The organism is Herbidospora solisilvae (assembly GCF_009901565.1).
In the GTDB taxonomy this organism is placed as follows: Bacteria; Actinomycetota; Actinomycetes; order Streptosporangiales; family Streptosporangiaceae; genus Herbidospora; species Herbidospora solisilvae.
Genome location: NZ_WXEW01000005.1, coordinates 432,202 through 456,561, shown reverse-complemented (window position 1 = coordinate 456,561; position 24,360 = coordinate 432,202). Strand labels below are relative to the sequence as shown.

The window sequence follows — 24,360 nt, the reverse complement described above, 5'->3', positions numbered from 1 at the left end:
TCGCCGGGGTGACGATCGTCCGTTCCCTGGTGCTGTTCGCCCTCGCCGCCGTGGCCGAGATCGGCGGCGCGTGGCTGGTCTGGCAGGGGGTCCGCGAAGACCGCGGGCTCGTCTGGGCCGGGGCCGGAGTGATCGTGCTCGGGATCTACGGGTTCGTCGCGACGCTCCAGCCCTCGGCCGAGTTCGGGCGGGTGCTGGCCGCGTACGGCGGGGTGTTCGTGGCCGGGTCGCTGCTGTGGGGCATCGTCTTCGACGGCTTCCGGCCCGACCGGTGGGACCTGATCGGCGCGGGCGTCTGCCTGCTGGGGGTCCTCGTCATCATGTATGCGCCACGAGGATGAAGATCCCGATGCCGATGAGGACGACCGGGAAGAGGACGTGCCCCCATCTCGCCAGGGCCCTCGCGACGACGGGCCGGGTGGCCAGGAACCGGCCGGCCAGGCAGAGCACGGCCACCATGACCAGGAAGACCACCACGTAGACGACGACGCCCTGGGTGGCGAAGACGGGGACGTACACGCCGATGTTGTCGCCGCCGTTGGCGAAGGTGATGCCGGCGATGGCGAGGATGCCCGTAGGGGCCTTCTCCGGGGAGTCGTCGTCATTCCTGAGCCCCCACAGCGCCTTGAGGCCCAGTGCGAGCGGGATCAGCCCGAGCCACCGGACGAGGTCGCCGGGCAGCGCCGCCGCGCCGATCGAGACCACCACCGAGACGGCGAGGATCGCCGCGAATCCGAGATATTGCCCCAGAACGATGCGCAGTGCCGTGGTCTGGGGGAAGAAGAGGGCGATCAGCACCAGATCGTCCACATTGGTAATGGCGAAAAGGCCGATGGCCTGACCGACGGTGCCCGCGTTCACCCGGCTATCCTGCACCTTTTCCGGATACGCTCAGCACGTGGCGATCCGGAACTCACACTGCACCTTCTGCGGCGCCTCCTACGCGCTCGACCAGCCCTGGCCCCGCCTCTGCGCCGCCTGCGGCAACACCTCCTACCAGAACCCGCTGCCGGTGGCCGTCATGGTGCTGCCGGTCGACGAGGGCCTGCTCGTCATCCGGCGGGCGATCGAACCCCGGCTCGGGCAGCTCGCCCTGCCGGGCGGCTTCATCGACATCGGCGAGTCGTGGCAGCAGGCCGCCGCGCGTGAGCTGTTCGAGGAGACCGGCATCACGGTCTCCGCCGCCGACGTGACGCTGTTCGACGTGCTCAGCGCCCCTGACGGCACGGTCCTCGTCTTCGGCCGGGGCCCCGCCCTGTCGAGCACGGACCTCCCGGTGTTCGCCCCCACTCCGGAGACCTCCGAGTGGCTGGTCGTGAAGGAGCCGCAAGAGCTGGCGTTCCCCCTGCACTCGCAGGTCATGGCCGCCTACTTCGCCGCGACATAGCGTGTTCGCCGCCGACGACGTCGTCCGTGACTTCGGCACCTCGGGCGACGAACCTGGCACCGCGAGCGCGGCCGGCCTGCGCTGGCTCGCCGACGAGGTCGACGCCTCGCCCTCCGGGCCCTGGCCGGCGCGGCTGGCCGCCGTGACGTGCGACGTGCCACGGCTGCTCGACCTGCTCGACCACCCGTCGCCCGGGCTGCGACGGGTGGTGGCCTTCGTGCTCTCGTACGTCTCGGACCCCGCCCTCGGCCCGGTGCTGCGCGGCCACATGGAGGTCGAGCCCGACATGGCCGCCGGGATGGCGACCCTGGTCGCGCTGTCGCGGCACCCCGCCCAGGTTCCGTTCGTACGCGCGCACCTGCGCTCGGAGCATCCGGAACTGCGCTTCGGCGCGGCGTTCGGGCTGCTGATCCGCGCGGGCGAGACCGACGACGCGTCGATCGCCGAAATGGCCCTGTGTGCCGAGAACGGCGTGGCGAACTGCGCCGAGCGGCTGCCGTGGATGGACCCCGAATGGGACACCGTGACCGGGGTGGTGTGCGAGCGGCTGCGCTGCCGCCCCGAGGCGCTGGGCCACCTGCTGACCATCCTGCTCAGCCGCAAGCGCCCGCCGGCGGCCTGCTGCTGGGAGGCGGCCGGACTGGCCGCGCAGAGCGACCACGGCCGCCCGCTCGGGCCGCTGGTTCTCGCGCTGACCGACCACCCCGACTTCAGCGTGCGGCAGGCGGCGCTGCGGAACATCGTGGCCTGGATCGACGAACCGGGCTACCTCGACCGGGTGGCCGAACTCGCCGACGATCCCGACCTGGGCGAGATCGCGATGTGCGTGCTGGTGAAGCAGGGCGACCCGCGCTGCGTGCCGGCGCTGCGGCGGATGATCGCCGGCCCGCTGGGCGGCTACGTGAACGCCCCGCCCGACTGGGTCGAGCAGAACGTCAGCCGCGACCTGGTGCTCCGCAGGGCGGCCCCGTTCGCCGACGACCTGCTCCCCGCGGTGGCGGAACGCCTGGAGGGCGACCTGACGCCCCACGAGGAGAAGGTGCTGGTCGAGGGCTTCGGCGCGACGGTGCTGACCCGCTGGTTGTCGCGGCTGCGCGGCCCAGCCAGGGAACGTCTGCGCAGGATCCTGGGCTGATCAGCTCGGGTCGCACGGCTCGGTGTTCGCCGTGGGATCGTGGGCCTTGACCTCCCCGATGGCCCACTCGGCCCATTCCTGGTGGAGACGGTTGGAGCGCACGCCCCATTCGAGGGCCAGCCGTCCGTAGACGGTGAAGTTGTCCTGGTGGTGCGCGATCATCTTGCCGACCTCGGCCAGGTGCTCGGCCGCGGCCTCGGCCGCCTGCTGCTGTTCGCGCAGGTAGGCGATGGCGTCGTCGGTGGAGATCTGACCGAAGAAGAAGACCCGCAGCAGCATCTCGTAGCGCCGGATCGGCGCGGGCTTCACGTCGAGCAGCCAGTGGCGCAGCTCCTCGCGGCCGGCCTCGGTGACGGCGTACTCCTTGCGCCCACGAGCGCCCTCCGACCGCACCGTGATCAGCCCGGCGTCGGCGAGGCGGCCCAGTTCCCCGTAGAGCTGGCTCTGGGTGGCGGGCCACACGTTCGCCAGTGAGTTCTCGAAGAGCTTCAGCAGGTCGTAACCGCTGGCGGGACCTTCGGACAACAAACCGAGCAGGGCGTGGCGCAGGCTCATGTCCGGCACTCTACCTGTATGCGTTGACATGTCACGAATGGAACGTCTACCTTCGACATGTCACTACTGGAATGTCAGAGGAGCGCGACATGGGCAAGACGTACCTGGAAGGGCAGCTCGCACCGGTGCCCGACGAGATCGAGGCGTTCGACCTTCCCGTCACCGGCGCCCTGCCGCCCGAGCTGACCGGACGTTACTTCCGCAACGGCCCCAACCCGCTGCCCGGCCAGGACCCCGGCCACTGGTTCGCCGGCGACGGCATGATCCACGGCGTCCGGCTCAGGAACGGCCGGGCCGAGTGGTACCGCAACCGCTGGGTCAAGACCACCCGCCTCACCGAGGGCGCCCGGCTCGTCGACGACCAGGGCGTGCTCGACCTGGCCGCCGTCCCGGCCAACACCAACGTCATCCGGCACGCCGACCGGATCTTCGCGCTGGTGGAGGCCGGGCTCCCCTACGAGATGAGCCCCGAACTCGACACCCTCGGCCCGGTCGACTTCGGCGGCCGGCTCACCACGGCGATGACGGCCCACCCGAAGGAGGACCCGGTCACCGGCGACCTGTTCTTCTTCGGCTACGGCTTCTTCGCGCCCTACCTGACCTACCACCGCCTGTCGAAGGACGGCGTCCTGGTCGAGAGCCGGGAGATCCCCGTCCCCGGGCCGACCATGATGCACGACTTCGCGATCACCGAGAACCACGTGGTCTGGCTCGACCTGCCGGTCGTGTTCGACCTCGACCTGGCGTTCAAGGGCCAGGGCCTGCCCTACCGCTGGGACGACGGCTACGGCGCCCGCATCGGCTACATGCCCAAGTCGGGCGGCCCGGTGACCTGGGTCGACGTCGACCCCTGCTACGTCTTCCACGTCGGCAACGCCCGCGAGGACGCCACCGGCAACATCGTCGTCGACGCGGTCCGCTACTCGCCGGGGACCTTCACCGGCATGTGGGGCCACATCAGCGGCACCGCCAACCCCGCCCACGAGACGGTCGGCTCACGGCTGCACCGCTGGACGATCTCCGGCACCACCGCGAAGGAGGAGGAGCTCGACGACCGGCGCGTCGAGTTCCCGACGATCAACGACGCCCACACGGGCCGCACGAGCCGCTACGTCTACGCGGTGACCGGCGGCGAGATCGTCAAGTACGACCTGACCTCCGGGGCGGTGGACGTCCGCGCGGCCGACGGCCCGGGCGAGGCGGTCTTCGTACCCCGGGGCGACGCGGAGGACGACGGCTGGCTCGTCTCCATCGTCGACACCGACGCCGGCTCCGACCTGCTCGTCCTCGACGCCCACGACCTCGGCCACGTCGCCTCGGTGCACCTGCCCCGCCGGGTGCCGCGCGGCTTCCACGGCCACTGGCTGGCCGACTGAAGTCAGCTCTCGCGGCGGGCCTTGGCCCGGCGTTTGCCCTCGTGCATGGCCTGCACCCGGGCCACCGGGATCGTGTGGCCGTGCTCGATCAGGTCAGCGGGCAGGGTCTGCGGCTCGGGCATCAGGGCGGCCCACAGGTCCTCGTCCGGAAGGGGGGTCTTGATGGTGAAGTCGGCGGGGGTGACCGACTCCAGGTCGTCCCAGGCCACCGGGTGGGAGACCGGCGCACCGGGCCGGATCCGGGGCGAGTAGGCCGCGACGATGGTCGCGCCTCCGGCGCGGGTCGAGTCGAGGAAGACCTTGCCCTCCCGGTCTTCGCGGATGAACGCGGTCGTCGCGATCTCGGGCCCCAGCTTCTCCGCCCGGACCGCCAGGGCGCGGGTGGCGGCGGCCACGTCCTCGAACGAGGGGGCCCCGGCCAGCGGCACCAGGATGTGCACGCCCTTCGAGCCGCTCGTCTTCACCGCCGCTTCGAGCCCGTCGTCGGCGAGCGCCTGACGTACCAGCGAGGCCGCCTCCACCACCACGTCGAAGCCCGCGCCCTCGGGCGGGTCGAGGTCGAGGACCAGGTGGGTCTGGTGCGGCTCGCCGGACGACCGGTAGAGCTGCGCGTGGTACTCGACGGCACGCTGGTTGCCGAACCAGAGCAGGGTGCGCCGGTCGTCGCAGACCGGGTAGCGCACCTCGCGCTTGGACGCCTCGGCCCAGATCTCCTCGGTGCGGATCCACGCGGGGGCGTACTTGGGCAGGTTCTTCTGCATGAAGGGCGGCTGGCCGGGCCTGACCCGCATGACCGACAGCGGCCGGTCGCGCAGGCCCGGCAACATGCGCGCCGAGACGGCGTCGAGGTAGTCGATCAGGTCGCGCTTGGTCGCGTTCGCGCCGTCGAAGAGCTCGGCGTCGAGATTGCTCAGCTCGACGCCGTCACGTTCCTCACCCTTGGCCATCCGTCAACACTAGGTCGTCACGCCTGCCCGATTCGAGCAGCACCTCCCGGTAGTGCGTGAGAAGTTCCGCGCAGACGGCGTTCCAGGTCCGGTCTTCGACCGACGCCCGCGCCGCCTCCCCCATCCGCCGCCGCAATTCGGCGTCGCCGACCAGCCGTTCGACCGCGCCGCGCATCGCGGCGGGCTCGTCGGCCTTGTAGAGCAGTCCGGTACGGCCGTCGCGGACCAGATCGAGCGGTCCACCCGCGGCCGCCGCCACCACCGGCACCCCGGAGGCGAGCGCCTCCTGGACCGCCTGGGAGAAGGTCTCGTTGCCGCCCGGATGCACGAACACGTCGAACGAGGCGACCAGTTCGTGCAGGTCCGGCCCGGTCTTGAGCCCGGTGAAGACGGCCCGCGGGATGAGCTTCCCGAGCGCCTCCCTGGCCGGCCCGTCCCCCACGACCACGAGTTTCACGCCCGGGATGTCGGCGACCCCGGCCAGCAGGTGCACCCGCTTGTCGGCGGCCACCCGGCCGACGTACCCGACGACGACCTCGCCGCCGGGCGCCAGCCTGCGGCGCAGCGGGTCGGAACGCCGCCCGGGATGGAACCCGGTCAGGTCGACGCCGCGCCCCCAGCGGGCCAGGCGCGGGATGCCGTTGGCGCGCAACTCGTTCAGCGTCGCGCTCGACGGGGCGAGGGTGCGGGCCGCCGCCCCGTGGATGGCGCGCAGGCGCCGCCAGATGAACGGCCCCGCGACGCGCAACCCGTACTGACGGGCGAAGCCCGCCAGATCGGTCTGGAACACCGCGACGGCGGGAATGCCGAGACGGGCCGCGGCCCGGATCCCCGACGCGCCGAGCACCGCCGGGGAGGCGAGATGGATGATGTCCGGCCGGAACCGCTGCAACGTGCGCAGCACCAGCCGGCTCGGCAGCCCGGCGCGGAAGTCGCGATAGAAGGGCAGGGCGAGGGCCGGCGTGGCCACGACGGGAAAGCCCGCGTAGCTGGCCGGTCCAGGGTCGGGAGCCATGACGAGCGCCTCGTGGCCGTTGGCGGCGAGGTGGTCGAGCAGGCGGCAGACGGAGTTCGTCACCCCGTTGACCTGGGGCAGGAACGATTCGGAGATGACGACGACCCTCATGTCGAGTGCACCTTCAGGAATCCGGCCACCGAAGCGGCCCAGCTGAAGCGTTCGGCGCGTCGCCGCGCCGGCTCCCGGCGGTCGTCGTGGCCGAGCAGATCCTGCACGGCGTCGGCGTACGCCCCGGGATGACCGAAGACGCATCTCCCCGCACGGCCGATGACCTCCCCGAGGGCGCTGCGCCGATCGGCCACCACCGGAGTCCCGGAGGCCAGCGCCTCCAGCGCGGCCAGCCCGAACGTCTCGGCCGGCCCCGGGGCGACGGCGATGTCGGCGGTCGCCAGCAGGGCGGCGAGACCGGCCCGGTCGGTGAGATGCCCGAGGAACCTGACCGGCAGCCCTTCGGCCCGGCGTTCCAGCCGGGCCCGCAGCGGCCCCTCGCCCGCCACCGCGAGCACCGCGTTCACCCCGCGCCGCCGCAGTTCCGCGAGGGCGTCGACGGCCCGGTGGGGTCTCTTCTCGATCGACAACCGGGAGCAGAGCACCAGCAGCACCTCGTCCGGGCGTGCCAGCCGGTCACGGACCGCCTGATCGAAGTTGCCGGGGGTGAACCGGTCGAGGTCCACCCCGAGGGGAACATGCGTGACGTTCGGCGCACCGATCCGCCGGAACTCCGCCGCCGCCCAATTGGTCGTGCAGACGACGGTGTCGTACGCCCGCGCGGTCGCCCTGTTCAGCGGATCGGCGAGCGGCGGCAGCAGCGCCGCCAGGCTCTCGTGCGACACCATGACCGACCCGACGCCGCGCTCCCGCGCCCACCGCCCGGTCCACCGCAGCGTCGACCGGTCGGAGACCTCGATCCGGTCGGGCTTGATCTGGTCGAGCACCCGCCGCACCGCCCCGCGCGCGGTGATGACCTGATAGCCGCCCGTCCCCGGCACGATCCGCCCGGGAAGGGTGATGACGAGCCCCGCCTCCGACTCCCGGACCGACGCGATCGACCCGGGGACGATGAGGAACGGCTCATGCCCCGCGGCGGCGTATCCCGCCCCGAGCTCGGCCAGTGCGGTACGCAACCCACCAGAGGTTGCCGTGACGAAGTTGGCGAGCCGCACGATCTTCACGGCTGGAGTGTCGCAACCGCGAGTAAATCACCCGAAAAGGCCGAATGACGGCAGCGAGGCTAAACGCCGGGTTTATGAGCGATCTGATCGAGCGCCTTCGCCATGTGCTTGACGTGGTCGTCGGTGAGCTCGTCGGGGGACATGCCCCCGGCGTCGAGCTTGTCGACGAGCGTCTGCTTGGTGACCACGACAGCGCCGTGATCGGCATGCTCTTCGCTGACGATGCGCACCCGCCCGTCATCGACGACCATCGCGGCGTCGGGAATCTCGGAGGCGAGCAGGGACCGGATGTCGTGGGGCTCAACCATGGCCATGATCCGATTTGTGCCCGAGAGAGACGGGGGCGAACACCCGACGCCCTCCCACCCGGGACGCGGTCATCTTCTCGTGGACGACCGACGTTTTGGCGGGGGGCAGGCGGGGCTGTGGACGTGCGGAACCGCCGGGGAGGCCGGACGTTCGGCCCGCCCAGAGGCGGACCTACAAACGACCGCATCGCCCGGGAGACAGGCCCTCTGAATACTCCGGCACCGCCCGGGAGGCGGCCCATGCCCAGTCCGCCTCCCGGGTTCCGCACGCCCGCTTCCCGTGAAGACCGGCACGGTCTTGCCCGACCGCACCGGCCGCCGCATCACGGATAACTGACGACGGTGCTCATGCCGTGGGAGCCCACGACCGGGGCCCCACGTCGTTGCCACCGGTTCCGCCGAGGAAGACGGGGCCATGGTGTGACCCTCACGTTCGGCTTCCTCGGCCCCGATGTCGCAGTCGAATCCACGTTCCGACTGGAGTGCGAGGAGACGCCGTTGCCGAACGCCTCATGCGACCTCCCGTAACCGGCGAGCGACCCACCGACCCCGATCAACGGATCCGGCTCCCTCTCGCGAGAAGCCTCTCTCGCGATCGGACCCCGAGACGAGCTCATCAACCTGCCTATCGAGGGGCAAATAACCTGACGTCCAGAGAGCGCTCCCTGGACCTGGGACACTTTTCTCAAGCCTCAGAAGAAGTTCTACTTGGTCACACCCCGCCGCGCCAGAGCCAGTCTCAGAAAGGGCACCGCGACCGCCAGCGCCCCGGCCGCGCCGAGGAGCGCCACCCTGATCCCGAACCGCTCCGCCATCAGCCCGAGCGGCGGCCCACCGGCGAGTTCACCGGCGGCGTCGGTCTGGCCGAGGAACGAGAGCACGGTCGCCCGGCTCCCCGGCTCGGTGTGCTCGGTCACCCACGTGATCATCGTGGGCCGCGCGGCCTCCCGCGCAGCGCTCAGCAGCACGGACGCCGCCGCCGCGAGCCAGAACCACTCCGAGGCGGCCAGCGCGAGCGCACAGACGGCCGCCCCCGCCTGCAGGATGACGAGTCCCCGCATCCCGCTGCCGTCGGCCAGCTGCGTGAGGACGATGGCCGCGAACATGGCCCCGATGGAGATGACGCCGAACCAGACCAGGGGCGTACCGAACGCCTCGGTGAAGTGCAGCTGGGTGAGCCGGTCGATGCCCTCGGCGGCGAAGGCGGTGCTCGCCACGGCGGCCATCAGGAACCAGAGGGCGGGCCGCCGTCGCACTTCCCTGATCGACGCCGACAGGTGCTCGCGCGGCGCGCTGACCTTCTCGAACGGCGACTCCCGCATGACGACGACCAGCACCGCCGCCAGCAGGACCAGCAGCCCTCCCCCGACGAGCAGCGGAATCCGCAATTCCATGGACGCCAGGCCGACCGACGCGACGATGCCCGCGATCGTCGCTGCCTGGCTCACCTGGGCTCCCCGGGTGAACGCCCGTGAGGCGCCGTCGCCGAGCTCGCCCGCCACCCAGGCCTCCTCGGCCCCTTCGACGCACGTGTAGCCGACCCCCATGAGGGCGGACCCGGCCAAGATGGCCGGAAACGCCGGCACGAGCCCCTCGACGAGGGTGCCGGCCCCGATGAGGGCGTACCCGATGATCACCGACCACTTGCGGCTGTGCAGGTCGGCCAGCACCCCGGTCGGCACCTGCGCCGCGAAGATCACCACTTCGAAAACCGTCCCGGCCAGTACGAGTTCGAGCGGCCCCAGGCCCGCGACCTGGGCCTGGTAGACGAGCTGGAGGGTGAACGCGCAGGCCATGGCGAACCCGGCGACGGCGCGGATGAGCAGGTAGAGGCGCATGACGGTGACCTGTCGTGGGGGTGGTCCGCGCCGGAACCTAACACGGGAGCACAGCCGAACACTCAGTTTTTCTTGACAATAAAAGTTGTCGGTGAAAGGCTAAGGGCACCGGCCCCCGGAAAGGGGACCACCTCTCAAGGAGCAGACATGCGGAAGATCATCTCGGGCCTCTTCATCTCCCTCGACGGCGTCGTGGAGGCCCCCGACCAGTGGCACTTCCCCTACTTCAACGACGAGATGGGCGAAGCGGTCGAGAGCACCGTCGCCAACGCCGACACGGTCCTGTTCGGCCGCCGCACCTTCACCGACTTCCAGAGCTACTGGCCCGAGCAGGGCCCGGAGGTGCCGTTCTCCAGCTTCATCAACAACGTCCGCAAGTACGTCGTGTCGACGACCCTGACCGAGACGACCTGGGCCGACTCGTCGATCATCTCCGGTGACGTGGCGGCGCAGATCCGCGAGCTGAAGGCGTCCGAGGGGAAGGACATCTCGATCACCGGGAGCGGGACGCTGGTGATGTGGCTGCTGCGGCAGGGGCTGCTCGACGAGCTGCGGCTGCTGGTCCACCCCATCATCGTGGGCGAGGGCAAGAAGCGGCTGTTCGACGACGGGGAGCGGCTGGGGCTGGAACTGGTCGACCTGAAGGTCTTCAAGAACGGCGTGACGCACCAGATCTACGCGAAGGCCGACATCCCGGAGAACCCGATGGGATTCTGAACGTGGCGACGAGCTACGCGGGGGACGAGTTCCAGCGGGGCGGCTTCGCCGGGTTCTCACGTGCGGTGGAGGCATCGGAGCAACGACATGCACGATGCCGACCACTCACCAGGCCCGGCGAGACACCTCGTACCTGCGAAGAGGCCGGATCTTGTCACGACGGCGAACGGCCAGAGGTCCATGTCGGCCCGCCTTCTCCGCTACCGAAGAGGCGACGCGATCAATGTGATGGCAGGTGATCGCTAAGGTACGGGAGTGCCCATCGGCTTACGGGACCTCACGTCCTCCCCCTGGCGCAATCCGACGTTCTGGTGGTGGATCGCCGTCGTCGCCGCGGCCCTTCCCGTCCTGTACTCCGCGCTGTTCGCGTTGGTGCGCTGGGCGCCCGGATACGTCGTCGCCCCCATCGCCTGCCCCACAGGGTTCTTCGACGAACCGACGACGATCGACCGCGTCGAATACTTCATCCACGATCTGGGCGACACCTTTTCCTGGACGTTGCCGCTCCTCTTCCTGCTCCCCGCCCTGGCCCTGAGGAAGAACGGCACCGACGAAACCCATCTGAGGGCAGCCCGCTGGGCCTTCGTCGTGGCACTCACCACCACCGTCCTGATGTCCCTGGACCTCAACCCGGTCCCGCCGGACGAGTGCCTCATGCGCCAGTTCGGCATCACCCCCCGGTCGATGAGCCTGGGAGTCCTCCTCACCTGGGCGACGAGCCCCATCATGCCGATCTTGGTGGCCGGCGCGGTCGCCGGGAGGGTCCGGCCCAGCTGGTCGATCGTCGCCCTGCCGCTGGCCGCCGTGCTGGTCATCGCCGCACAGCCGATCGTCGGCGACCGCGTCGCCAAGATCTATCGAGGTCCCGCCCTCGCGGCCGACGGAACTCATCGGTACGCCCTCCTCGGCTCCTACGGCCAGTGGAAGACCTGGAACGACGGCACCAGCGAGCTCTACGTCGTCGACCTGACGACCGGCAAGGTCACCGACGTGGTGTGGCACCCGAGGTCGCTGGAGTTCGCGACGTACACCGCCGCCACCCGCGACCGCGAACCCGGCCACTACGTCGTGTCCGCCCTCGGCCCCCGCGGCCGGAACTCCCGCCTCTACCGCCTCACCGTGAACGCCGACGGGAAGGCCATGCTGCGCGAGAGCATCACTCCACCCCTCAAAGGCGTCGTCACCGCAGTGGCCGTCTCGCCCGAGGGCCGGGTCGCCTACGGCCGGGCGGTCGACACGAATCACTACTTCACAGGCGTGGTCGCCCCCGACCGCGAATGGCCGAGCCAGTCCCCGAACGGCCTCATGTGGAGCTCCTCCACTGAGCTCCTCCTCCGCGGGGGAGACACCCTGAACACGAACACCGGCGCACCTGGACGATTCAACGTCGACCCCGACTCGCCAGGCACGGTGACGACACTGCTGCCCGACGGCCGCCACCTCACGAACGAGTCCACCTTGGAGCAACACACGATCAGCGTGCACCGGGGTACCGGAAAGCTGGCCACCGCCTTCACGGTCCGAGGCCGCATCCTGTCGACGGCCGTGGACGCGACCAGCACGGCCCTGTTGGTCGGAACGGAGAACTTCCAGCAGGTGGACGACCTCACTGGCGACAGCACCTACCAGATCGTGCGCGTGGACCTACGGCCCCTGATCGAGAACCCGGAGGCGACCGGCGACCTCGATCTTCCGCAACGTCTCGTCTGGGAGGGCCGAGAACCCCCGGCCTACCTGGCGTGGTAGTCAGGCCGCAGCCCCGGCCAGGTGATGCGAGAACCCTCTGGCAACGTGAAGTGACCCGAAACGGCGCGAATCGAAACGGCCGGTTGCCGCCCGCCACCAACCGCCCCCCGAACGGCGGGGGGCGCCGACCAGGCGAAGCCGTAACGGAAAGCGGTCGCGCCCCTGAGCTCCGGCGAAGAGCAGCGCGAACCAACACCCGACGCCGCGGCGGGGTCGGCCTGGCGGCGCTGCCGACGGCGAAGGCGGCCTGGGCGGGCCGCCAAGGCGGCCGGGGCTGGGCGAAACCCCATCGACAACCGCGTCGAGTGGCCTGGCGGCGGTGTCGGCCCCGAGCCGTTGCACCCCGCCGCCAGGCCACGCCTCCTACGCCGGCAGCAGCGTCTGGTTCCCGAAGTTGCCCGGTAACCGTTCATCGGCAGGCCCCTGCGTCACCGCGCGGACCAGCAGCTCACCCCCCACGAACGCCCCCCGCCACGACCCGCCGAACCCGCCGAACAGCTCCTCCCGGTCGCCCCGCGAACGGGGCGTGTTGTGGCCGACCTTGAAGGCCCGCACCTCGGAGGCGAGCCGCGTGGCGGTTCGGGTGTCGTCGCACGAGATGGTCGCCACCAGCGCCCCGTTGCTGGCGTTCATCGCCGCCAGCAGTTCGGCCTCGGTGTCGACGAGCACCACCGTGTCGACCGGGCCGAAGGGCTCCGCGTGGAACAGGGGCGAGGAGCGGGGCGGCGTGAGGATCGCCACCGGGGCCATGTAGGCCGAGATGTCCTGCCCGGGCAGGAACCGCCCGTCATCCAGCGCTCCCCGGAACAGTGGCACGCCGCCCTTGGAGATCGCCTCGTCGACCTGGTCGGCCAGGTCTTTCACCTTGGCGTTGTTGATAAGCGGCCCGAAGTCGAGCTCCGGCAGCGGGTCGTCGGCCGACTCGACGGCGAGGGGGTGGCCGAAGCGCACGCCCTGCACGGCGGGCAGGTAGGCGGCCAGGAAGTGGTCGAACGCCGACCGCTGCACGACGAAGCGCGGGTAGGCCGTGCACCGCTGCTTGGCGTAGTCGTAGGTCTTGCGGATCTGGCCGGTCAGGGTGGCCCAGTCGCTGTATTCCCAGACCCCCCAGCAGTTGAGGCCCTCCTGTTCGAGGATGTGCCGCCGCCCGAGGTCGGCGAGCGACGTGGCGACCTGGCCGCCGGTGTCGCGGCCGCCGACGAAGGACACGCAGCCGATCTCCTGGCCGCGCACCAGCACCCGTGACAGCTCCGACCCGCTCCCCGACACGAGGGTCAGCGGAAGTCCTTCGCGCACGGCCAGCGCGGTGGCCAGCGTCAGGCACGACAGGCCGCCGTCGGTGGGGGTCTTGGCGATCGCGCCGTTGCCGGCCAGGACCTGCACCAGCATGGCGTGCATGAGCACGCTCATCGGGTAGTTCCAGCTCGCGATGTTGGAGACCGGACCGGCCAGCGGCACGCGGCCGTCGGTCATGCGGGCGATCTCGTCGACATACCAGCGGACGCCCTCGATGCACCGGTCGACGTCGGCGGTCGCGAGTTTCCACGGTTTGCCGATCTCCCAGACCAGCAGCAGCGACAGCAGGTCGCGATGGGCCTCCATCGCGTCGAGCGCGGCCGACACCCGCGCGGCGCGTTCGGCCACGGGGGTGTGCCGCCAGCGGCGGTGTTCGTCGACGGCCGCGTGGACGGCCCGCGCGGCGGCCGAGCGGTCGAGGCGGGGCGGGCCGGCGATGGTCGTGCCGTCGACCGGGGTGACGGCGGGGGTGGTGCGGCCGTCGCGGTGCCAGATGCCTCCCCAGTGGTTGAGCACCCGGTCGTCGTTGAACGCCTCGGGGGCCAGGTCGGCACAGCGGCCGTAGGCGTCGGACCAGGCCGTGCCCGGCTTGAGCATGAGCGGCATGGCTGTCGTCCCTCTCAGTCGGACCAGTCGATGTCTTCGGCCAGCACGGGCAGCGGCTCGAACTCCTTGATGGCGTCGAGCGAGGGGCCCATCGCGGCGTTGGCCTCGCGTTCGACCATGACCTCGACCAGCACCGGAAGCCGTGACCGGTGGGCTTCGGCGGTGGCCCATTCGAGGGCGGGCCGGATGTCGCCGGGCTCCTCGACGCGGCGGGCCGGGCAGCCGAAGGCCTCCATGGCCTTGACGTGGTCGATGCCGCCCTCGCCGTAGTGGAGGTCGACGGCGAAGTTCATGTCGTAGGGGATCTCGGCCTGCCGGATGAGCCCCAGATATTCGTTGTTGATCATGACGATGACGAACGGGATCTGGTATTGCGCGGCGACCGCGACCTCTTCCATCAGGAACTGGAAGGAGTAGTCGCCGACGACCACGACGACCTCGCGGTCGGGGTGGGCGCACTTCACGCCCATCGCCGCCGGCACCTCCCAGCCCAGCGGCCCGGCCTGGCCGCAGACGAGGTAGCGGCGCGGCAGGTAGGTCTTCTGGAACTGGCCCGACCAGATCTGGTAGAGCCCGATGGCGGTCACGAAGGTCGTGTCGGGGCCGTAGAACTCGTTGAGCTCGCGGAACACCCGCGGCGGCTTGATCGGCACCTCGTCGAAGTCGTCGCGGCGCGGCAGGGTGCGCCGCAGTTCGCCGACCCGGTGGGCCCACGCCGACGGACGCCGGGCCTTGCCGCGGCTCTGCGCCTCGCAGGCCATCGCCGCCAGCGTCGGCCGGGCGTGCCCGACAACCCCGAGGTCGGGCTCGAAGACCCGGCCGATCTGGGTCGGCTCGATGTCGACGTGGATGAACTGGCGGCCCTTGCGGTAGACGTCGAGGTCGCCGGTGTGCCGGTCGCCGAAGCGGGCGCCGACCGCCAGCACCAGGTCGCTCTCGAGGAACGCCGCGTTGCCCCACCGGGTCTGGGTCTGGATGCCCGCCATGCCGGCGAACAGCGGATGATCTTCGGGGAACGCGCCCTTGCCCATCAGGGTGACCTGCACCGGCACCTGGAGGTGTTCGGCCAGTGCGCGCAGCTCGGTCGAGGCGTCGGCGATGACGACGCCGCCACCCGCGAGGATCAGCGGGCGCTCGGCGACCGACAGCATGTCGACCGCCGCCGCGACGGCCTTCGGTAAGGGCTGCGGCACGTCGACGGGCAGCGGCGCGTCGAGCTCGGGGTCGTAGAGGCAGGTGCCGCGCTGGACGTCGATCGGCAGGTCGATCAGGACCGGCCCCGGCCGCCCCGACCGGGCGATGCGGAACGCCTCGCGGAACACCCACGCGGCCTGCGCGGGCTCCTTGAGCTGGACCGCCCACTTGGTGACCGGCCTGGCGATCTCGACGATGTCGACCGCCTGGAACGACTCCTGGTGGAGCTTGCTCTTCTGCGCCTGACCGGTGATGCAGATCATCGGGATCGAGTCGGCCATCGCCGTGTAGAGCCCGGTGATCATGTTGGTGCCGGCCGGACCGGAGGTGCCGATGCAGACGCCGACGTTCCCCGTGACGCGCGCCCAGCCGTCGGCGGCGTGGGTGCCGCCCTCTTCGTGGCGGACCGTGATGTGCTTGATCGAGCTGTGCTGCAGGGCCGCGTAGAGCGGCAGGATCGCCGCGCCCGGGATGCCGAAGACGGTGTCGACGCCTTCGCTCTCCATCACCGCGACGGCCGCCTCCATGCAGGGGATCCGCTTCACGAATTGATCCTTTCGATCACTTTCAGCAGGGCGGAGTGGTCGAGCGCGCCGTGGCCCTGGGCCCTGGCCGCCGCGATGAGCTGGGCGACCAGCGCGGTCATGGGCAGCGCGACACCGGCCTCGCGGGCCGCGGCGGTGGCGATGCCCATGTCCTTGTGGTGAAGGTCGATGCGGAACCCCGGCTGGAAGCTGCGCTCGATCATGGAGTGGCGCTTGAGCTCCAGGATCCGCGACCCGGCCAGACCGCCCGCGAGCACGTCGAGGCCCGCCTTCGGGTCGACGCCCGAGGCCTCCAGCAGCACGATCGCCTCGGCGACCAGGGCGTAGACGCCGCCGACGACGAGCTGGTTGGCGGCCTTGACGGTCTGCCCCGCCCCGGCGGGCCCGACGTGGACGATCGTGGTGCCGAGCACCCGCAGGATCTCCCGGGCCGACTCGACGTCTTCGGTCCGGCCCCCGATCATGATCGACAGGGTGCCGTCGACCGCGCCCTTCTCCCCGCCGCTCACCGGCGCGTCGATGGCGTGCACGCCCTTCACCGCCGCCGCCTGCGCGACCCGGCGCGAGGTCTCAGGACGGATGGTGCTCATGTCGATCAGGAGCAGCCCGGCGGGGGCGTATTCGAGCACGCCGCCCTCGCCGAAGACGACCTCCTCGACCTGCGGGGAGTCGGGCAGCATGGTGATCACCACATGGGCCTGCGAGACCGCCTCGCCGATGCTCGCCGCGGCCTTTGCGCCGAGCTCGGCCAGTTCGTCGAGCCGGGTGGTGCTGACGTCGTAGCCGACCACGGTGTGCCCGGCCCGGACCAGGTTGGCGGCCATGGGCGTGCCCATGATGCCGAGGCCGATGAAGCCGATGTTCATCCGTTCCTCCAGCCGAAACTGTCGGCACTCGGGCCGACCGGACGGTATTCCAGGCCCACGTGGCCGTCGTAGCCGGTGGCCGCCAGCCGCGCGAGGATCCGGTCGTAGGGCATGGCACCGGTGCCCGGCTGCCCCCGCCCCGGATCGTCGGCGATCTGCACGTGACCGAACCGCTCCCACTGGCGGCCGATCAGGTCGAGCACGTCTTCACCCATGCGGTGGAGGTGGTAGAGATCGGCCAGGAACCCGACGTTGGCCACGCCCACCTGGTCGAGCAGCCGGAACGCCTCCTCGGACGAGACGATCGGGTAGGCCGGGCTCTCGTAGGAGTTGAGCGCCTCGACCAGCACCATCGCCCCGGCCTGGTCGGCCACCTCGGCGGCGTAGAGCAGGTTCTCCACCGCGATGGCCCGGTGGACCTCGACGGACATGTCGGGTTCGGCGTTGCCGTAGAGCGCGTTGAGCCGCCGGCACCCGAGCGACTCGGCCAGCCCCACGGCGACCTCGACGTTGGCCCGGAACCGCGCCGACCCGCTCGGGGAGGAGACCAGCCCGCGGTCGCCCCCGGCCATGTCGCCCGCGTCGAAGTTGAGCCCGACGAGCCGCACCCCGGCGTCGGTGATGGCCGTCCGCAACCGGTCGAGCTCCAGCTCGGACGGTTGCGGACCGTCGAACGGCCACCACAACTCGACGGCGTCGAACCCGGCCTTGGCCGCGGCCTCGAAGCGTTCGAGCAGCGGCAGCTCGGTGAACAGGATCGACAGGTTGACGCTGTAGCGGAGCGTGCTCATGCGGCCTCCAGCAGCGCGCGCATGAGCCGGGCGGTCTCGCTGGGGGTGCGGCCGACGCTGACGCCGACCTTCTCCAGGGCCTCTTTCTTGGCCTGGGCGGTGCCCGCCGAGCCGGAGATGATCGCGCCCGCGTGGCCCATCGTCTTGCCCTCGGGCGCGGTGAACCCGGCGACGTAGGCGACGACCGGCTTGGTGACGTGTTTCTCGATGTAGGCGGCGGCCCGTTCTTCGGCGTCGCCGCCGATCTCGCCGATCATGACGATCGCGTCGGTGTCGGGGTCGTCTTGGAAGGCGCGGAGACAGTCGATGTGGGTGGTGCCGATGACCGGGTCGCCGCCGATGCCCACAGCTGTGGAGAAGCCGATGTCGCGGAGCTCGTACATGAGCTGGTAGGTGAGGGTGCCCGACTTGGAGACCAGGCCGATGCGCCCGGGCGCGGTGATGTCGGCCGGGATGATCCCGGCGTTGGAGGCGCCGGGCGAGATCAGGCCGGGGCAGTTGGGCCCGATGATCCGGGTCGTGCTCTGCCTGGCCAGGGTCAGGAACTCAAGACTGTCGTGTACCGGAACACCTTCGGTGATCACCACGCACAACCCGATCCCGGCGTCGACCGCCTCGAGGACCGCGCCCTTGGTGAACCGCGGCGGCACGAACACCACCGACACGTCGGCACCGGTCGAATCCATCGCCTCGGCGACCGACGAGAACACCGGGATGCCCTGGTGGACCTGCCCACCCTTGCCCGGCGTCACCCCGGCCACGACGTTGGTGCCCGCCGTGACCATGCGGGCGGTGTGCCTGCCGCCTTCGGCGCCGGTCATGCCCTGCACGACGACGCGGCTGTCCTTGCTCAGGAAGATCGACATTCTGGGTGTCTCCTCACGCGGCCGCGTTGGCCAGCCTGGCCGCCTCTTCGGCGGCGCCGTCCATGGTCGGGACCTGCCGGACGGCGGGGTGTGCGGCCTGATCGAGGATCCGGCGGCCCGCCTCGGCGTTGTTGCCGTCGAGCCGCACCACGATCGGGTGGGTCGCACCCTGCTCGCCGAGCGTGGCGAGGGCGGCCACGATGCCGTCGGCCACCGCGTCGCAGGCGGTGATCCCGCCGAAGACGTTGACCAGCACCGATTTCACGTCGGGGTCGGACAGGATGACGCCGAGGCCGTCGGCCATGACCTGGGCGGAGGCGCCACCGCCGATGTCGAGGAAGTTGGCGGGCTTGGCGCCGGCCTGCGCGACGACGTCGAGGGTGCTCATGACGAGCCCCGCGCCGTTGCCGATCACGCCGACGGACCCGTCGAGCTTGACGTAGTTGAGGCCCTTGGCCTTGGCCCGGCTCTCGAGATCGTCGCCGCCCACGGTCTCGTCGGCGGGGCGTTCGTGCCGGTAGTCGGCGTTCTCGTCGAGCGTTACCTTGCCGTCGAGCGCGAGCACGCGGCCGTCGGCGGTGCGGGCCAGCGGGTTGACCTCGACGAGCACGGCGTCTTCACCGGCCATCACCTTCCATAAGCCGACGAGGATGTCGGCCGCCTCTCCGGCGACGTCGGCGGGCAGCCCCGCCTCGGTGACGATGAAGGTCGCCGTCTCGTGGTCGAGCCCGCGCAGCGGGTCGATCGGCACCTTGACCAGCGCGGTTGGATCGGTGGCCGCCAGCTCTTCGATCTCCATGCCGCCCGAGGCCGAGCACATCGCCAGGAACGACCCGGCCGCGCGATCGACCAGGAAGGCCGCGTAATACTCCTCGACCGGCACGTTGGCCACCTCGACGAGGACACGCCGGGTCAGGTGACCCTTGATGTCCATCCCGAGGATCGCGCGTGCGGCGTCTTCCGCCGCGGCCGGGCCGGGAGCGGGCTTGATGCCGCCGGCTTTGCCGCGACCGCCCGTCTTCACCTGGGCCTTGACCACGACCGGCCCGGCCAGCTCGGCGGCGATGGCGCGCGCCTCCTCAGGCGTCGCCGCCACCGCCCCTTCGGGGACGGGAACGCCGTAGCGCGCGAACAGCTCCTTCGCCTGGTGCTCGAACAGGTCCATCGGGCCTCCCTCAACGCATCTTGTAGACGGTATACCGTATGGAAGTGAGGTCGTAAACCCCTCTCGACAAGAGGCGTTGCTTGGGATATTCCATACGGTATGCAGGATACATTGGAAGTCAGAGACTGGCGCGGACGGCTCTACCAGGTGGGCCCGACGGCCCCCCAGATCACCGGGCGCCCAAGGTCGGCGATGCTGTGGCCGGCCATGGCGGCCATGGCGGCGGTCGGCCCGATGCAATACGGCTACGCCGCCCTCGCGCCGTCGATCGCCCGCGCCCACGGCGTCTCAGCCGCCGAGGTCCTGCTTCCGTTGGCGGTCTGGCTCACCTGCCAGGCCGCCGTCGCGCTGCCCGCGACCCGCCTGCTCGCGCGCGGGGTCGTCGGCGTCCGCGTCGCCCTCTGGCTCGGCGCCCTCCTCTGCGCCCTGGCCGTCCCGTCGCTGACCGCTCCGGGCGTCCTGCTGCTGGTGGGTTACGGCCTGCTGGGCGGCACCGGGGCCGGGCTCGTCTACGCCGCCTGCACCGAGACCATCGCCCGCTGGTATCCCGAACGACCGGGGGTGCGGGTCGCCTTCGTGACCGGCGCCTATTCGTGCAGCGCGCTTCCGCTCACCCTCGACTTACGCTTATGGCCCGTCATGGCCGGTTTCGGCCTGGCCGCGATCGCCTGGGCCGCGGCGGTCCTTCACACCCCGCCCGCCAACTGGTGGCCCCCGGAGATCGACCCGCGCGCGTGGGCCCTCGACCGGCGGGTGCTGCACCGGCAACCTCGCGCGGCTCGTCAGTTCTCACTGGGCGAGGCGGTCCGCACCCCCACGCTGGTCGTGCTGACCGTGATCCTCGTCGGCGCGGGGGCCGTCGCGATCTTCGACGTGATCGCCCTGGCCTTCCTCGGCCCCACGCCCCCATGGCTCGCCCTGGCCGTCCTGCTGGCCCTCACCGGCGCCGGCCGGGCGGCGGCGGTGCCCCTGGCCGAGCGCTTCGGCCGCGTGAAGGTGCTGGCCTCGGCCCTGGTGTTGCTGGCGCTGGCCCAGGGCATGCTGGCCGTCGCCGCCGCAGTGGCCGCAGCCCACATGGTCGCGGTGGTGGCCGCGATCCCGGCGGGCCTGGGCGGCGGCGCGATCTATCCACTCATCGCGGCGCTCGTGCGGGAGTACTTCGGCGAAGACCGCGTCCACGGGATCCACGGCCTGGTCTACACGGCCAAGGCGGTCGCGGGCCCGGCCGGGGTGGGCCTGGCGATCACGGCGCTGCCCGGCCTGGCGACCAGCACCGGGGCGCCCGTATTCGTGGCGGCGACCCTCATCGCGGCCACGACCGCGCTGCTCTGCACCACCCTGCGACGGCCGGGAGTGCCCGCCACTCTTCCCGCGCCGTCGCTGTAAAGACCATTACGAGTTCCGGCGGGCCGATGTGAGCGATGTCACGGCCAGCGATAATGTCAAGAATGTATGCTGTAGGCAGTCGACGACAAACATTTTGAGTGGTCGTTTCCAGGAGTTGAGAAACCCGATGCTGGCCAACCAGGGCTCCACCGCGAAGATCGTTCGTCCCACAACCCTGCGGGAGAGCGTTTTGGAGAGGATCCTCGAGCTCATCATCATCGGCAGCTTGAAGCCGGGTCAGCACCTGGTCGAGAACGAACTTGCCGACAACCTCGGCGTCTCCCGCCAGCCGGTCAGAGAGGCCCTTCAGTTGCTGAGCGGCGAGGGCTGGGTCGATCTGCGGCCCGGTCACGGCGCCTATGTCCACTCCCCCACGGTCGAGGAAGCCGACCAGCTCCTCGCCGTCCGCACGCTTCTGGAAGCCGAGTCGGCCCGCCTGGCCGCCCGCAACCCAGACAAAACCGACATCTCCGACCTGCGCGACATCTGCAACCGGGGTCTGGCCGCCTGCGTGGCCGACGACGTCGACGCCGCCGTCGCCGCGAACAGCGAGCTCCACACCGCCGTGGTGAACATGTCGGGCAACCGCGTCCTGGCCGACCTGACCTCACAGGTCGCCCGCCGGGTGCGCTGGTATCACACCCCCGTGGCCCGCCACCGCGGCCGGGCCTCGTGGGAGGAGCACGCGGCGCTGATCGACGCGATCGAGGCCGGCGACGAGGACGTCGCCGCCGACATCATGCGCCGCCACACCGAACACACGCGTCAGTCCTACCTGGAGTCCCGCGCCCAGAACCCGGTGGAGGAGCCCCCGGCTCCCATCCGCCGCCGGCGGCCGCGCGCGGTATCCGGCTGAACCGGCGCCGGGCGAGCCAGTCCGGGGAAGGAAAGAATGGCCGGCCTCTAACGCAGCCGCTCACTTCTGAACGGCGACATTCACACGCCGGCGTAAAGCACGACCGTTCGCTACGCGCTGCCCGAGCGGCGAAAGAGATGTTTTCTTCCGCAGACCGCCTCGGCGAAATGCGGGGCCGATCGCGAGACCGATGCCGGTCGGACATCGACCTACGGCGACAGTCGCTCATCGACGGGCAGCGAACCGTCCGGGCACCGAACCGCAGGGCCTGTGCAGCGTGCTCCAGGCGTGATCCGGCCGACGCCTGACGGCATCCAGCCGGCCCAGTGAACGACTGGACTTTCGTTCAGCCATGGGCACGGAGCGATACTTTGTGACTGCTTCCTGCCGTAATGCGTTTCTGGCAGAACAAAGAACCGGGAATTCCCAGAATCACCGCAGTGTTTCCACGCGTGAAACCCGGCGCTAATACCACACCGGAAAACTTGGCAGGGCTTCCGGATATGGAAAGCCGCCAAGCTGTTCCGCACCACGGCACGACGTCACCGGTCACGATGTCCCCGACCATCGATTCCGGAGACCGAACGGGCCACCACCCCATGACCCCGCCGGTCGCCCACACCGGGCAGCCGGCGCCCTCAGATTCCCCGGGACCTTCCGGGGTAGTGGAGACAGACCCCGAAGGAGGTGTATTCGCATGAAGTCGTTCTTCGAGAAGCTGCGCGCCTTCGAGGGCCCGCTGGGCGCCTCGGCCGACGGCCGCCCGATCGGGCTGGGCCTGGCCAGCGCGCTGCGCAAGGCGCGTTCCGCCGATGGCGTCGAGAGCCACGTTCGCCAGTGGGCCACCGAGCCCGTCAAGGCCGAGCAGCGCTGACCCGCCCCCATGCCTCCGGCGTCGGGCTGACGCGTGTGATCCACGCCGAAGTCCGACGTCATCCGGGGGCGAAACCCAACAGTGATGCACAGAGGTGAGACGGCCCCCGTGGAGAGAACCACGGAGGCCGGGTGAAGCGGTGTCAGCTGTCGATGTCGGCCTTCTGGCGGTCCTCCTCGCCCGCGTCGTCCTTCGGGGCAGGGGGTTCGGCCGCGGCGCGGCGGTCGTCCATGCGGGTCTTGATCAGGCTGGCGATGGTGGTCACGACCAGGGTCCCGATGATCACGCCGAGACTGACCGCGATCGGCACCTCGGGCGCCCACGAGACGCCGTCGTGGTGCAGGGCCTCCAGGATCAGCTTCACGCCGATGAAGGCGAGCACGACCGACAGGCCCTTGCTCAGGTAGACGAGCCGGTCGAGCAGGCCGCCGATCAGGAAGAAGAGCTGGCGCAGGCCCATCAGCGCGAACGCGTTGGCGGTGAACACGATGTAGGGCTCGCGGGTGAGGCCGAAGATGGCCGGGATCGAGTCGAGGGCGAACAACAGGTCGGTGGTGCCGATGGCCACCATGACGATGAGCATCGGGGTCACCACGCGGCGCCCGTTGACGCGGGCGGTCATCGCGGCGCCGTGGTACTTGTCGGTCGAGGGCAGCACCCGGCGGACGGTGCGCAGGGCGATGTTCTCGGAGAACTCGGCCTCCTCCTCCTCGTGGCCGATCAGCTTCCACGCCGTGTAGATCAGGAAGGCGCCGAAGATGTAGAACAGCCAGTCGAACCGGGAGATCGCCCCGGCGCCGGCGGCGATGAAGCCGCCCCGCATGAACAGGGCGATGATGATGCCGATCAGCAGCACCTTCTGGCGATACTTCCGCGGCACCTGGAACCGGCTCATGATTATGAGGAAGACGAACAGGTTGTCGACGCTCAGTGAGTATTCGGTGATCCATCCGGCGAAGAACTCTCCGCCGTGGTCGCCGCCCCACAGGACCCAGAGGCCGATGCCGAACACGACGGCCAGGCCCACGTAGAACAGGACCCAGCTGACGCACTCGCGGAAAGACGGTTCATGCGGGTTGCGTGCGACCAGCCAGAAGTCGAACGCGAGCACGAGGGCGAATCCCGCGACCGTGGCCACCCAGACCCAGGCGGGAAGGTTCATCGGACTCCTTTCGTCTGGCCCTTTCCACGTGCCTTCCGGTTACGGCGTTGGTGGTCGAGGGCCTCGGCGTGCTCGATATAGCGCTGAAGCAGGGTACGCGCCACGGGGTTGCGTCCTGCCAACCGGATCAGCCAATGGGGCATGAGCCGTTCGTGGAGCCAGACGAAACCGATCGCGAAACCCAGGCTGACCAGCGCCTGATAGGCGAGGAAGCCCGCCACGCCGCCCGCGAGGACGACCTGGCCGTCGATGACGAGTCCGGTGCCGACCTCCTGGGTCAGCCGGGAGAGCGGGAAGGCCAGCAGCCAGAACAGCCCGGCCGGGGCGAACAGGCCCGGCCGGAACGGGCCGCCGAGCCCGCACAGGGTGCTGAAGAGGCCGCCGAACAGGCCCAGCGGAAGGGCGAGCGTGAGCGCCGAGACGGCGGCCCAACCGGCGGGCTGCCCTGCGATGAGGGTCAGCCCGCCGGCCATGGCGCCGCCGACGGCTCCGATCGCGAAGCCGGGGAGGGCGAGCTCCACGGCGTGCCGGATGGAGGGTCGGTCGGGCGCCAT

24 protein-coding genes are annotated in these 24,360 nt (G+C 70.5%); 9 read left to right on the top strand and 15 right to left on the bottom strand.

Translation table 11 applies throughout. The features are described from left to right. The first annotated feature begins 8 nt into the window (after positions 1 to 8). The gene (locus GT755_RS19005; RefSeq protein ID WP_161481010.1) at positions 9 to 341 is read left to right on the top strand and encodes a YnfA family protein; all 333 of its coding nucleotides are present in this window, start codon (positions 9 to 11) and stop codon (positions 339 to 341) included. On the opposite strand, the gene GT755_RS19000 is transcribed toward GT755_RS19005, so the two are convergent. Then, positions 319 to 861 carry a cadmium resistance transporter gene (locus GT755_RS19000; RefSeq protein WP_161481009.1) on the bottom strand — a complete coding sequence of 181 codons (543 nt, stop codon included), beginning with the start codon at positions 859 to 861 and terminating at the stop codon, positions 319 to 321. The genes GT755_RS19005 and GT755_RS19000 overlap by 23 nt on opposite strands. Positions 862 to 898: 37 nt before the next feature. Between GT755_RS19000 and GT755_RS18995 the strand changes: the two genes are divergently transcribed. Together GT755_RS18995 and GT755_RS18990 are read left to right on the top strand one after the other, a co-directional pair. Next, on the top strand, positions 899 to 1,387 hold the full coding sequence (locus tag GT755_RS18995; protein ID WP_161481008.1) for an NUDIX domain-containing protein: 489 nt from the start codon (positions 899 to 901) through the stop codon (positions 1,385 to 1,387). 1 nt (position 1,388) lies between these two features. Then, positions 1,389 to 2,522 (top strand): hypothetical protein, encoded by a 1,134-nt coding sequence (locus tag GT755_RS18990; RefSeq protein ID WP_161481007.1) that lies wholly within the window; start codon positions 1,389 to 1,391, stop codon positions 2,520 to 2,522. Here GT755_RS18990 and GT755_RS18985 read toward each other — a convergent pair whose 3' ends face one another. Then, a complete protein-coding gene (locus GT755_RS18985; RefSeq protein WP_161481006.1) occupies positions 2,523 to 3,077 on the bottom strand; it encodes a PadR family transcriptional regulator in 555 nt (184 codons plus the stop codon). A gap of 89 nt (positions 3,078 to 3,166) precedes the next feature. Between GT755_RS18985 and GT755_RS18980 the strand changes: the two genes are divergently transcribed. Continuing rightward, positions 3,167 to 4,453 carry a carotenoid oxygenase family protein gene (locus GT755_RS18980; protein WP_202610199.1) on the top strand — a complete coding sequence of 429 codons (1,287 nt, stop codon included), beginning with the start codon at positions 3,167 to 3,169 and terminating at the stop codon, positions 4,451 to 4,453. Between the two features lie 2 nt (positions 4,454 to 4,455). Here GT755_RS18980 and GT755_RS18975 read toward each other — a convergent pair whose 3' ends face one another. The 5 genes from GT755_RS18975 to GT755_RS18955 form a co-directional block, all read right to left on the bottom strand. Continuing rightward, the gene (locus GT755_RS18975) at positions 4,456 to 5,400 is read right to left on the bottom strand and encodes a DNA polymerase domain-containing protein (RefSeq protein WP_161481004.1); all 945 of its coding nucleotides are present in this window, start codon (positions 5,398 to 5,400) and stop codon (positions 4,456 to 4,458) included. After that, on the bottom strand, positions 5,387 to 6,526 hold the full coding sequence (locus tag GT755_RS18970) for a glycosyltransferase family 4 protein (RefSeq protein WP_161481003.1): 1,140 nt from the start codon (positions 6,524 to 6,526) through the stop codon (positions 5,387 to 5,389). The genes GT755_RS18975 and GT755_RS18970 overlap by 14 nt, the downstream gene beginning before the upstream one ends. Continuing rightward, positions 6,523 to 7,590: a glycosyltransferase gene (locus GT755_RS18965; protein ID WP_161481002.1), complete on the bottom strand. Its 1,068-nt coding sequence runs from the start codon at positions 7,588 to 7,590 to the stop codon at positions 6,523 to 6,525. Before GT755_RS18965 ends, GT755_RS18970 begins: the two co-directional genes overlap by 4 nt. Before the next feature lie 59 nt (positions 7,591 to 7,649). After that, a complete protein-coding gene (locus tag GT755_RS18960) occupies positions 7,650 to 7,904 on the bottom strand; it encodes a hypothetical protein (protein ID WP_161481001.1) in 255 nt (84 codons plus the stop codon). A gap of 698 nt (positions 7,905 to 8,602) precedes the next feature. Next, positions 8,603 to 9,736 (bottom strand): MFS transporter, encoded by a 1,134-nt coding sequence (locus GT755_RS18955; protein ID WP_161481000.1) that lies wholly within the window; start codon positions 9,734 to 9,736, stop codon positions 8,603 to 8,605. A 147-nt stretch (positions 9,737 to 9,883) separates the two neighbouring features. Here GT755_RS18955 and GT755_RS18950 point away from each other — a divergent pair, with 147 nt between their 5' ends. Then, entirely contained in the window at positions 9,884 to 10,453 is a 570-nt protein-coding gene (locus GT755_RS18950; RefSeq protein ID WP_161480999.1) for a dihydrofolate reductase family protein, read from the top strand. Between the two features lie 255 nt (positions 10,454 to 10,708). After that, the gene (locus GT755_RS18945; protein ID WP_161480998.1) at positions 10,709 to 12,199 is read left to right on the top strand and encodes a hypothetical protein; all 1,491 of its coding nucleotides are present in this window, start codon (positions 10,709 to 10,711) and stop codon (positions 12,197 to 12,199) included. Positions 12,200 to 12,562: 363 nt separating this feature from the next. Here GT755_RS18945 and GT755_RS18940 read toward each other — a convergent pair whose 3' ends face one another. From GT755_RS18940 to sucC, 6 genes are read right to left on the bottom strand one after another with little or no spacing between them, the layout of a single operon-like run. Next, a complete protein-coding gene (locus GT755_RS18940; protein ID WP_161480997.1) occupies positions 12,563 to 14,101 on the bottom strand; it encodes an aldehyde dehydrogenase family protein in 1,539 nt (512 codons plus the stop codon). Positions 14,102 to 14,115: 14 nt separating this feature from the next. Beyond that, positions 14,116 to 15,822: a glyoxylate carboligase gene (gene gcl / locus GT755_RS18935; protein WP_161481208.1), complete on the bottom strand. Its 1,707-nt coding sequence runs from the start codon at positions 15,820 to 15,822 to the stop codon at positions 14,116 to 14,118. 14 nt (positions 15,823 to 15,836) lie between these two features. After that, positions 15,837 to 16,706 carry a 2-hydroxy-3-oxopropionate reductase gene (locus tag GT755_RS18930; RefSeq protein WP_161480996.1) on the bottom strand — a complete coding sequence of 290 codons (870 nt, stop codon included), beginning with the start codon at positions 16,704 to 16,706 and terminating at the stop codon, positions 15,837 to 15,839. Next, on the bottom strand, positions 16,703 to 17,497 hold the full coding sequence (locus tag GT755_RS18925; RefSeq protein WP_161480995.1) for a hydroxypyruvate isomerase family protein: 795 nt from the start codon (positions 17,495 to 17,497) through the stop codon (positions 16,703 to 16,705). The genes GT755_RS18930 and GT755_RS18925 overlap by 4 nt, the downstream gene beginning before the upstream one ends. Then, positions 17,494 to 18,363, bottom strand: coding sequence for a succinate--CoA ligase subunit alpha (sucD, locus tag GT755_RS18920; RefSeq protein WP_161480994.1), 870 nt, complete (start codon positions 18,361 to 18,363; stop codon positions 17,494 to 17,496). The genes GT755_RS18925 and sucD overlap by 4 nt, the downstream gene beginning before the upstream one ends. 13 nt (positions 18,364 to 18,376) lie before the next feature. Continuing rightward, positions 18,377 to 19,528 (bottom strand): ADP-forming succinate--CoA ligase subunit beta, encoded by a 1,152-nt coding sequence (gene sucC, locus GT755_RS18915; protein WP_161480993.1) that lies wholly within the window; start codon positions 19,526 to 19,528, stop codon positions 18,377 to 18,379. A gap of 111 nt (positions 19,529 to 19,639) precedes the next feature. On the opposite strand from sucC, the gene GT755_RS18910 reads away from it, so the two are divergent. The 3 genes from GT755_RS18910 to GT755_RS18900 all read left to right on the top strand — a co-directional run bounded on the left by GT755_RS18910 (position 19,640) and on the right by GT755_RS18900 (position 22,644). Continuing rightward, a complete protein-coding gene (locus GT755_RS18910; RefSeq protein ID WP_161480992.1) occupies positions 19,640 to 20,914 on the top strand; it encodes an MFS transporter in 1,275 nt (424 codons plus the stop codon). A gap of 127 nt (positions 20,915 to 21,041) precedes the next feature. Further along, positions 21,042 to 21,770, top strand: a complete 729-nt coding sequence (locus GT755_RS18905; RefSeq protein WP_030454884.1) for a GntR family transcriptional regulator — start codon at positions 21,042 to 21,044, stop codon at positions 21,768 to 21,770. 697 nt (positions 21,771 to 22,467) lie between these two features. Then, positions 22,468 to 22,644 (top strand): hypothetical protein, encoded by a 177-nt coding sequence (locus GT755_RS18900; protein ID WP_161480991.1) that lies wholly within the window; start codon positions 22,468 to 22,470, stop codon positions 22,642 to 22,644. 142 nt (positions 22,645 to 22,786) lie between these two features. On the opposite strand, the gene GT755_RS18895 is transcribed toward GT755_RS18900, so the two are convergent. Then, positions 22,787 to 23,806, bottom strand: coding sequence for a TerC family protein (locus GT755_RS18895; protein WP_161480990.1), 1,020 nt, complete (start codon positions 23,804 to 23,806; stop codon positions 22,787 to 22,789). Next, the gene (locus GT755_RS18890) at positions 23,803 to 24,360 is read right to left on the bottom strand and encodes a hypothetical protein (RefSeq protein ID WP_161480989.1); all 558 of its coding nucleotides are present in this window, start codon (positions 24,358 to 24,360) and stop codon (positions 23,803 to 23,805) included. The genes GT755_RS18895 and GT755_RS18890 overlap by 4 nt, the downstream gene beginning before the upstream one ends.

Excerpts from the sequence above, each read along its gene's own strand:
- gcl (WP_161481208.1), bottom strand. The coding sequence starts at position 15,822 with ATGGAGGCGGCCGTCGCGGTGATGGAGAGCGAAGGCGTCGACACCGTC.
- GT755_RS18940 (WP_161480997.1), bottom strand. The coding sequence starts at position 14,101 with ATGCCGCTCATGCTCAAGCCGGGCACGGCCTGGTCCGACGCCTACGGC.
- sucC (WP_161480993.1), bottom strand. The coding sequence starts at position 19,528 with ATGGACCTGTTCGAGCACCAGGCGAAGGAGCTGTTCGCGCGCTACGGC.
- GT755_RS18900 (WP_161480991.1), top strand. The coding sequence starts at position 22,468 with ATGAAGTCGTTCTTCGAGAAGCTGCGCGCCTTCGAGGGCCCGCTGGGC.
- GT755_RS18895 (WP_161480990.1), bottom strand. The coding sequence starts at position 23,806 with ATGAACCTTCCCGCCTGGGTCTGGGTGGCCACGGTCGCGGGATTCGCC.
- GT755_RS18980 (WP_202610199.1), top strand. The coding sequence starts at position 3,167 with ATGGGCAAGACGTACCTGGAAGGGCAGCTCGCACCGGTGCCCGACGAG.
- GT755_RS18890 (WP_161480989.1), bottom strand. The coding sequence starts at position 24,360 with ATGGCGCCCGACCGACCCTCCATCCGGCACGCCGTGGAGCTCGCCCTC.
- GT755_RS18975 (WP_161481004.1), bottom strand. The coding sequence starts at position 5,400 with ATGGCCAAGGGTGAGGAACGTGACGGCGTCGAGCTGAGCAATCTCGAC.
- GT755_RS18985 (WP_161481006.1), bottom strand. The coding sequence starts at position 3,077 with ATGAGCCTGCGCCACGCCCTGCTCGGTTTGTTGTCCGAAGGTCCCGCC.
- GT755_RS18905 (WP_030454884.1), top strand. The coding sequence starts at position 21,042 with ATGCTGGCCAACCAGGGCTCCACCGCGAAGATCGTTCGTCCCACAACC.
- GT755_RS18955 (WP_161481000.1), bottom strand. The coding sequence starts at position 9,736 with ATGCGCCTCTACCTGCTCATCCGCGCCGTCGCCGGGTTCGCCATGGCC.
- GT755_RS18970 (WP_161481003.1), bottom strand. The coding sequence starts at position 6,526 with ATGAGGGTCGTCGTCATCTCCGAATCGTTCCTGCCCCAGGTCAACGGG.
- GT755_RS18950 (WP_161480999.1), top strand. The coding sequence starts at position 9,884 with ATGCGGAAGATCATCTCGGGCCTCTTCATCTCCCTCGACGGCGTCGTG.
- GT755_RS18925 (WP_161480995.1), bottom strand. The coding sequence starts at position 17,497 with ATGAGCACGCTCCGCTACAGCGTCAACCTGTCGATCCTGTTCACCGAG.
- GT755_RS18930 (WP_161480996.1), bottom strand. The coding sequence starts at position 16,706 with ATGAACATCGGCTTCATCGGCCTCGGCATCATGGGCACGCCCATGGCC.
- sucD (WP_161480994.1), bottom strand. The coding sequence starts at position 18,363 with ATGTCGATCTTCCTGAGCAAGGACAGCCGCGTCGTCGTGCAGGGCATG.
- GT755_RS18960 (WP_161481001.1), bottom strand. The coding sequence starts at position 7,904 with ATGGCCATGGTTGAGCCCCACGACATCCGGTCCCTGCTCGCCTCCGAG.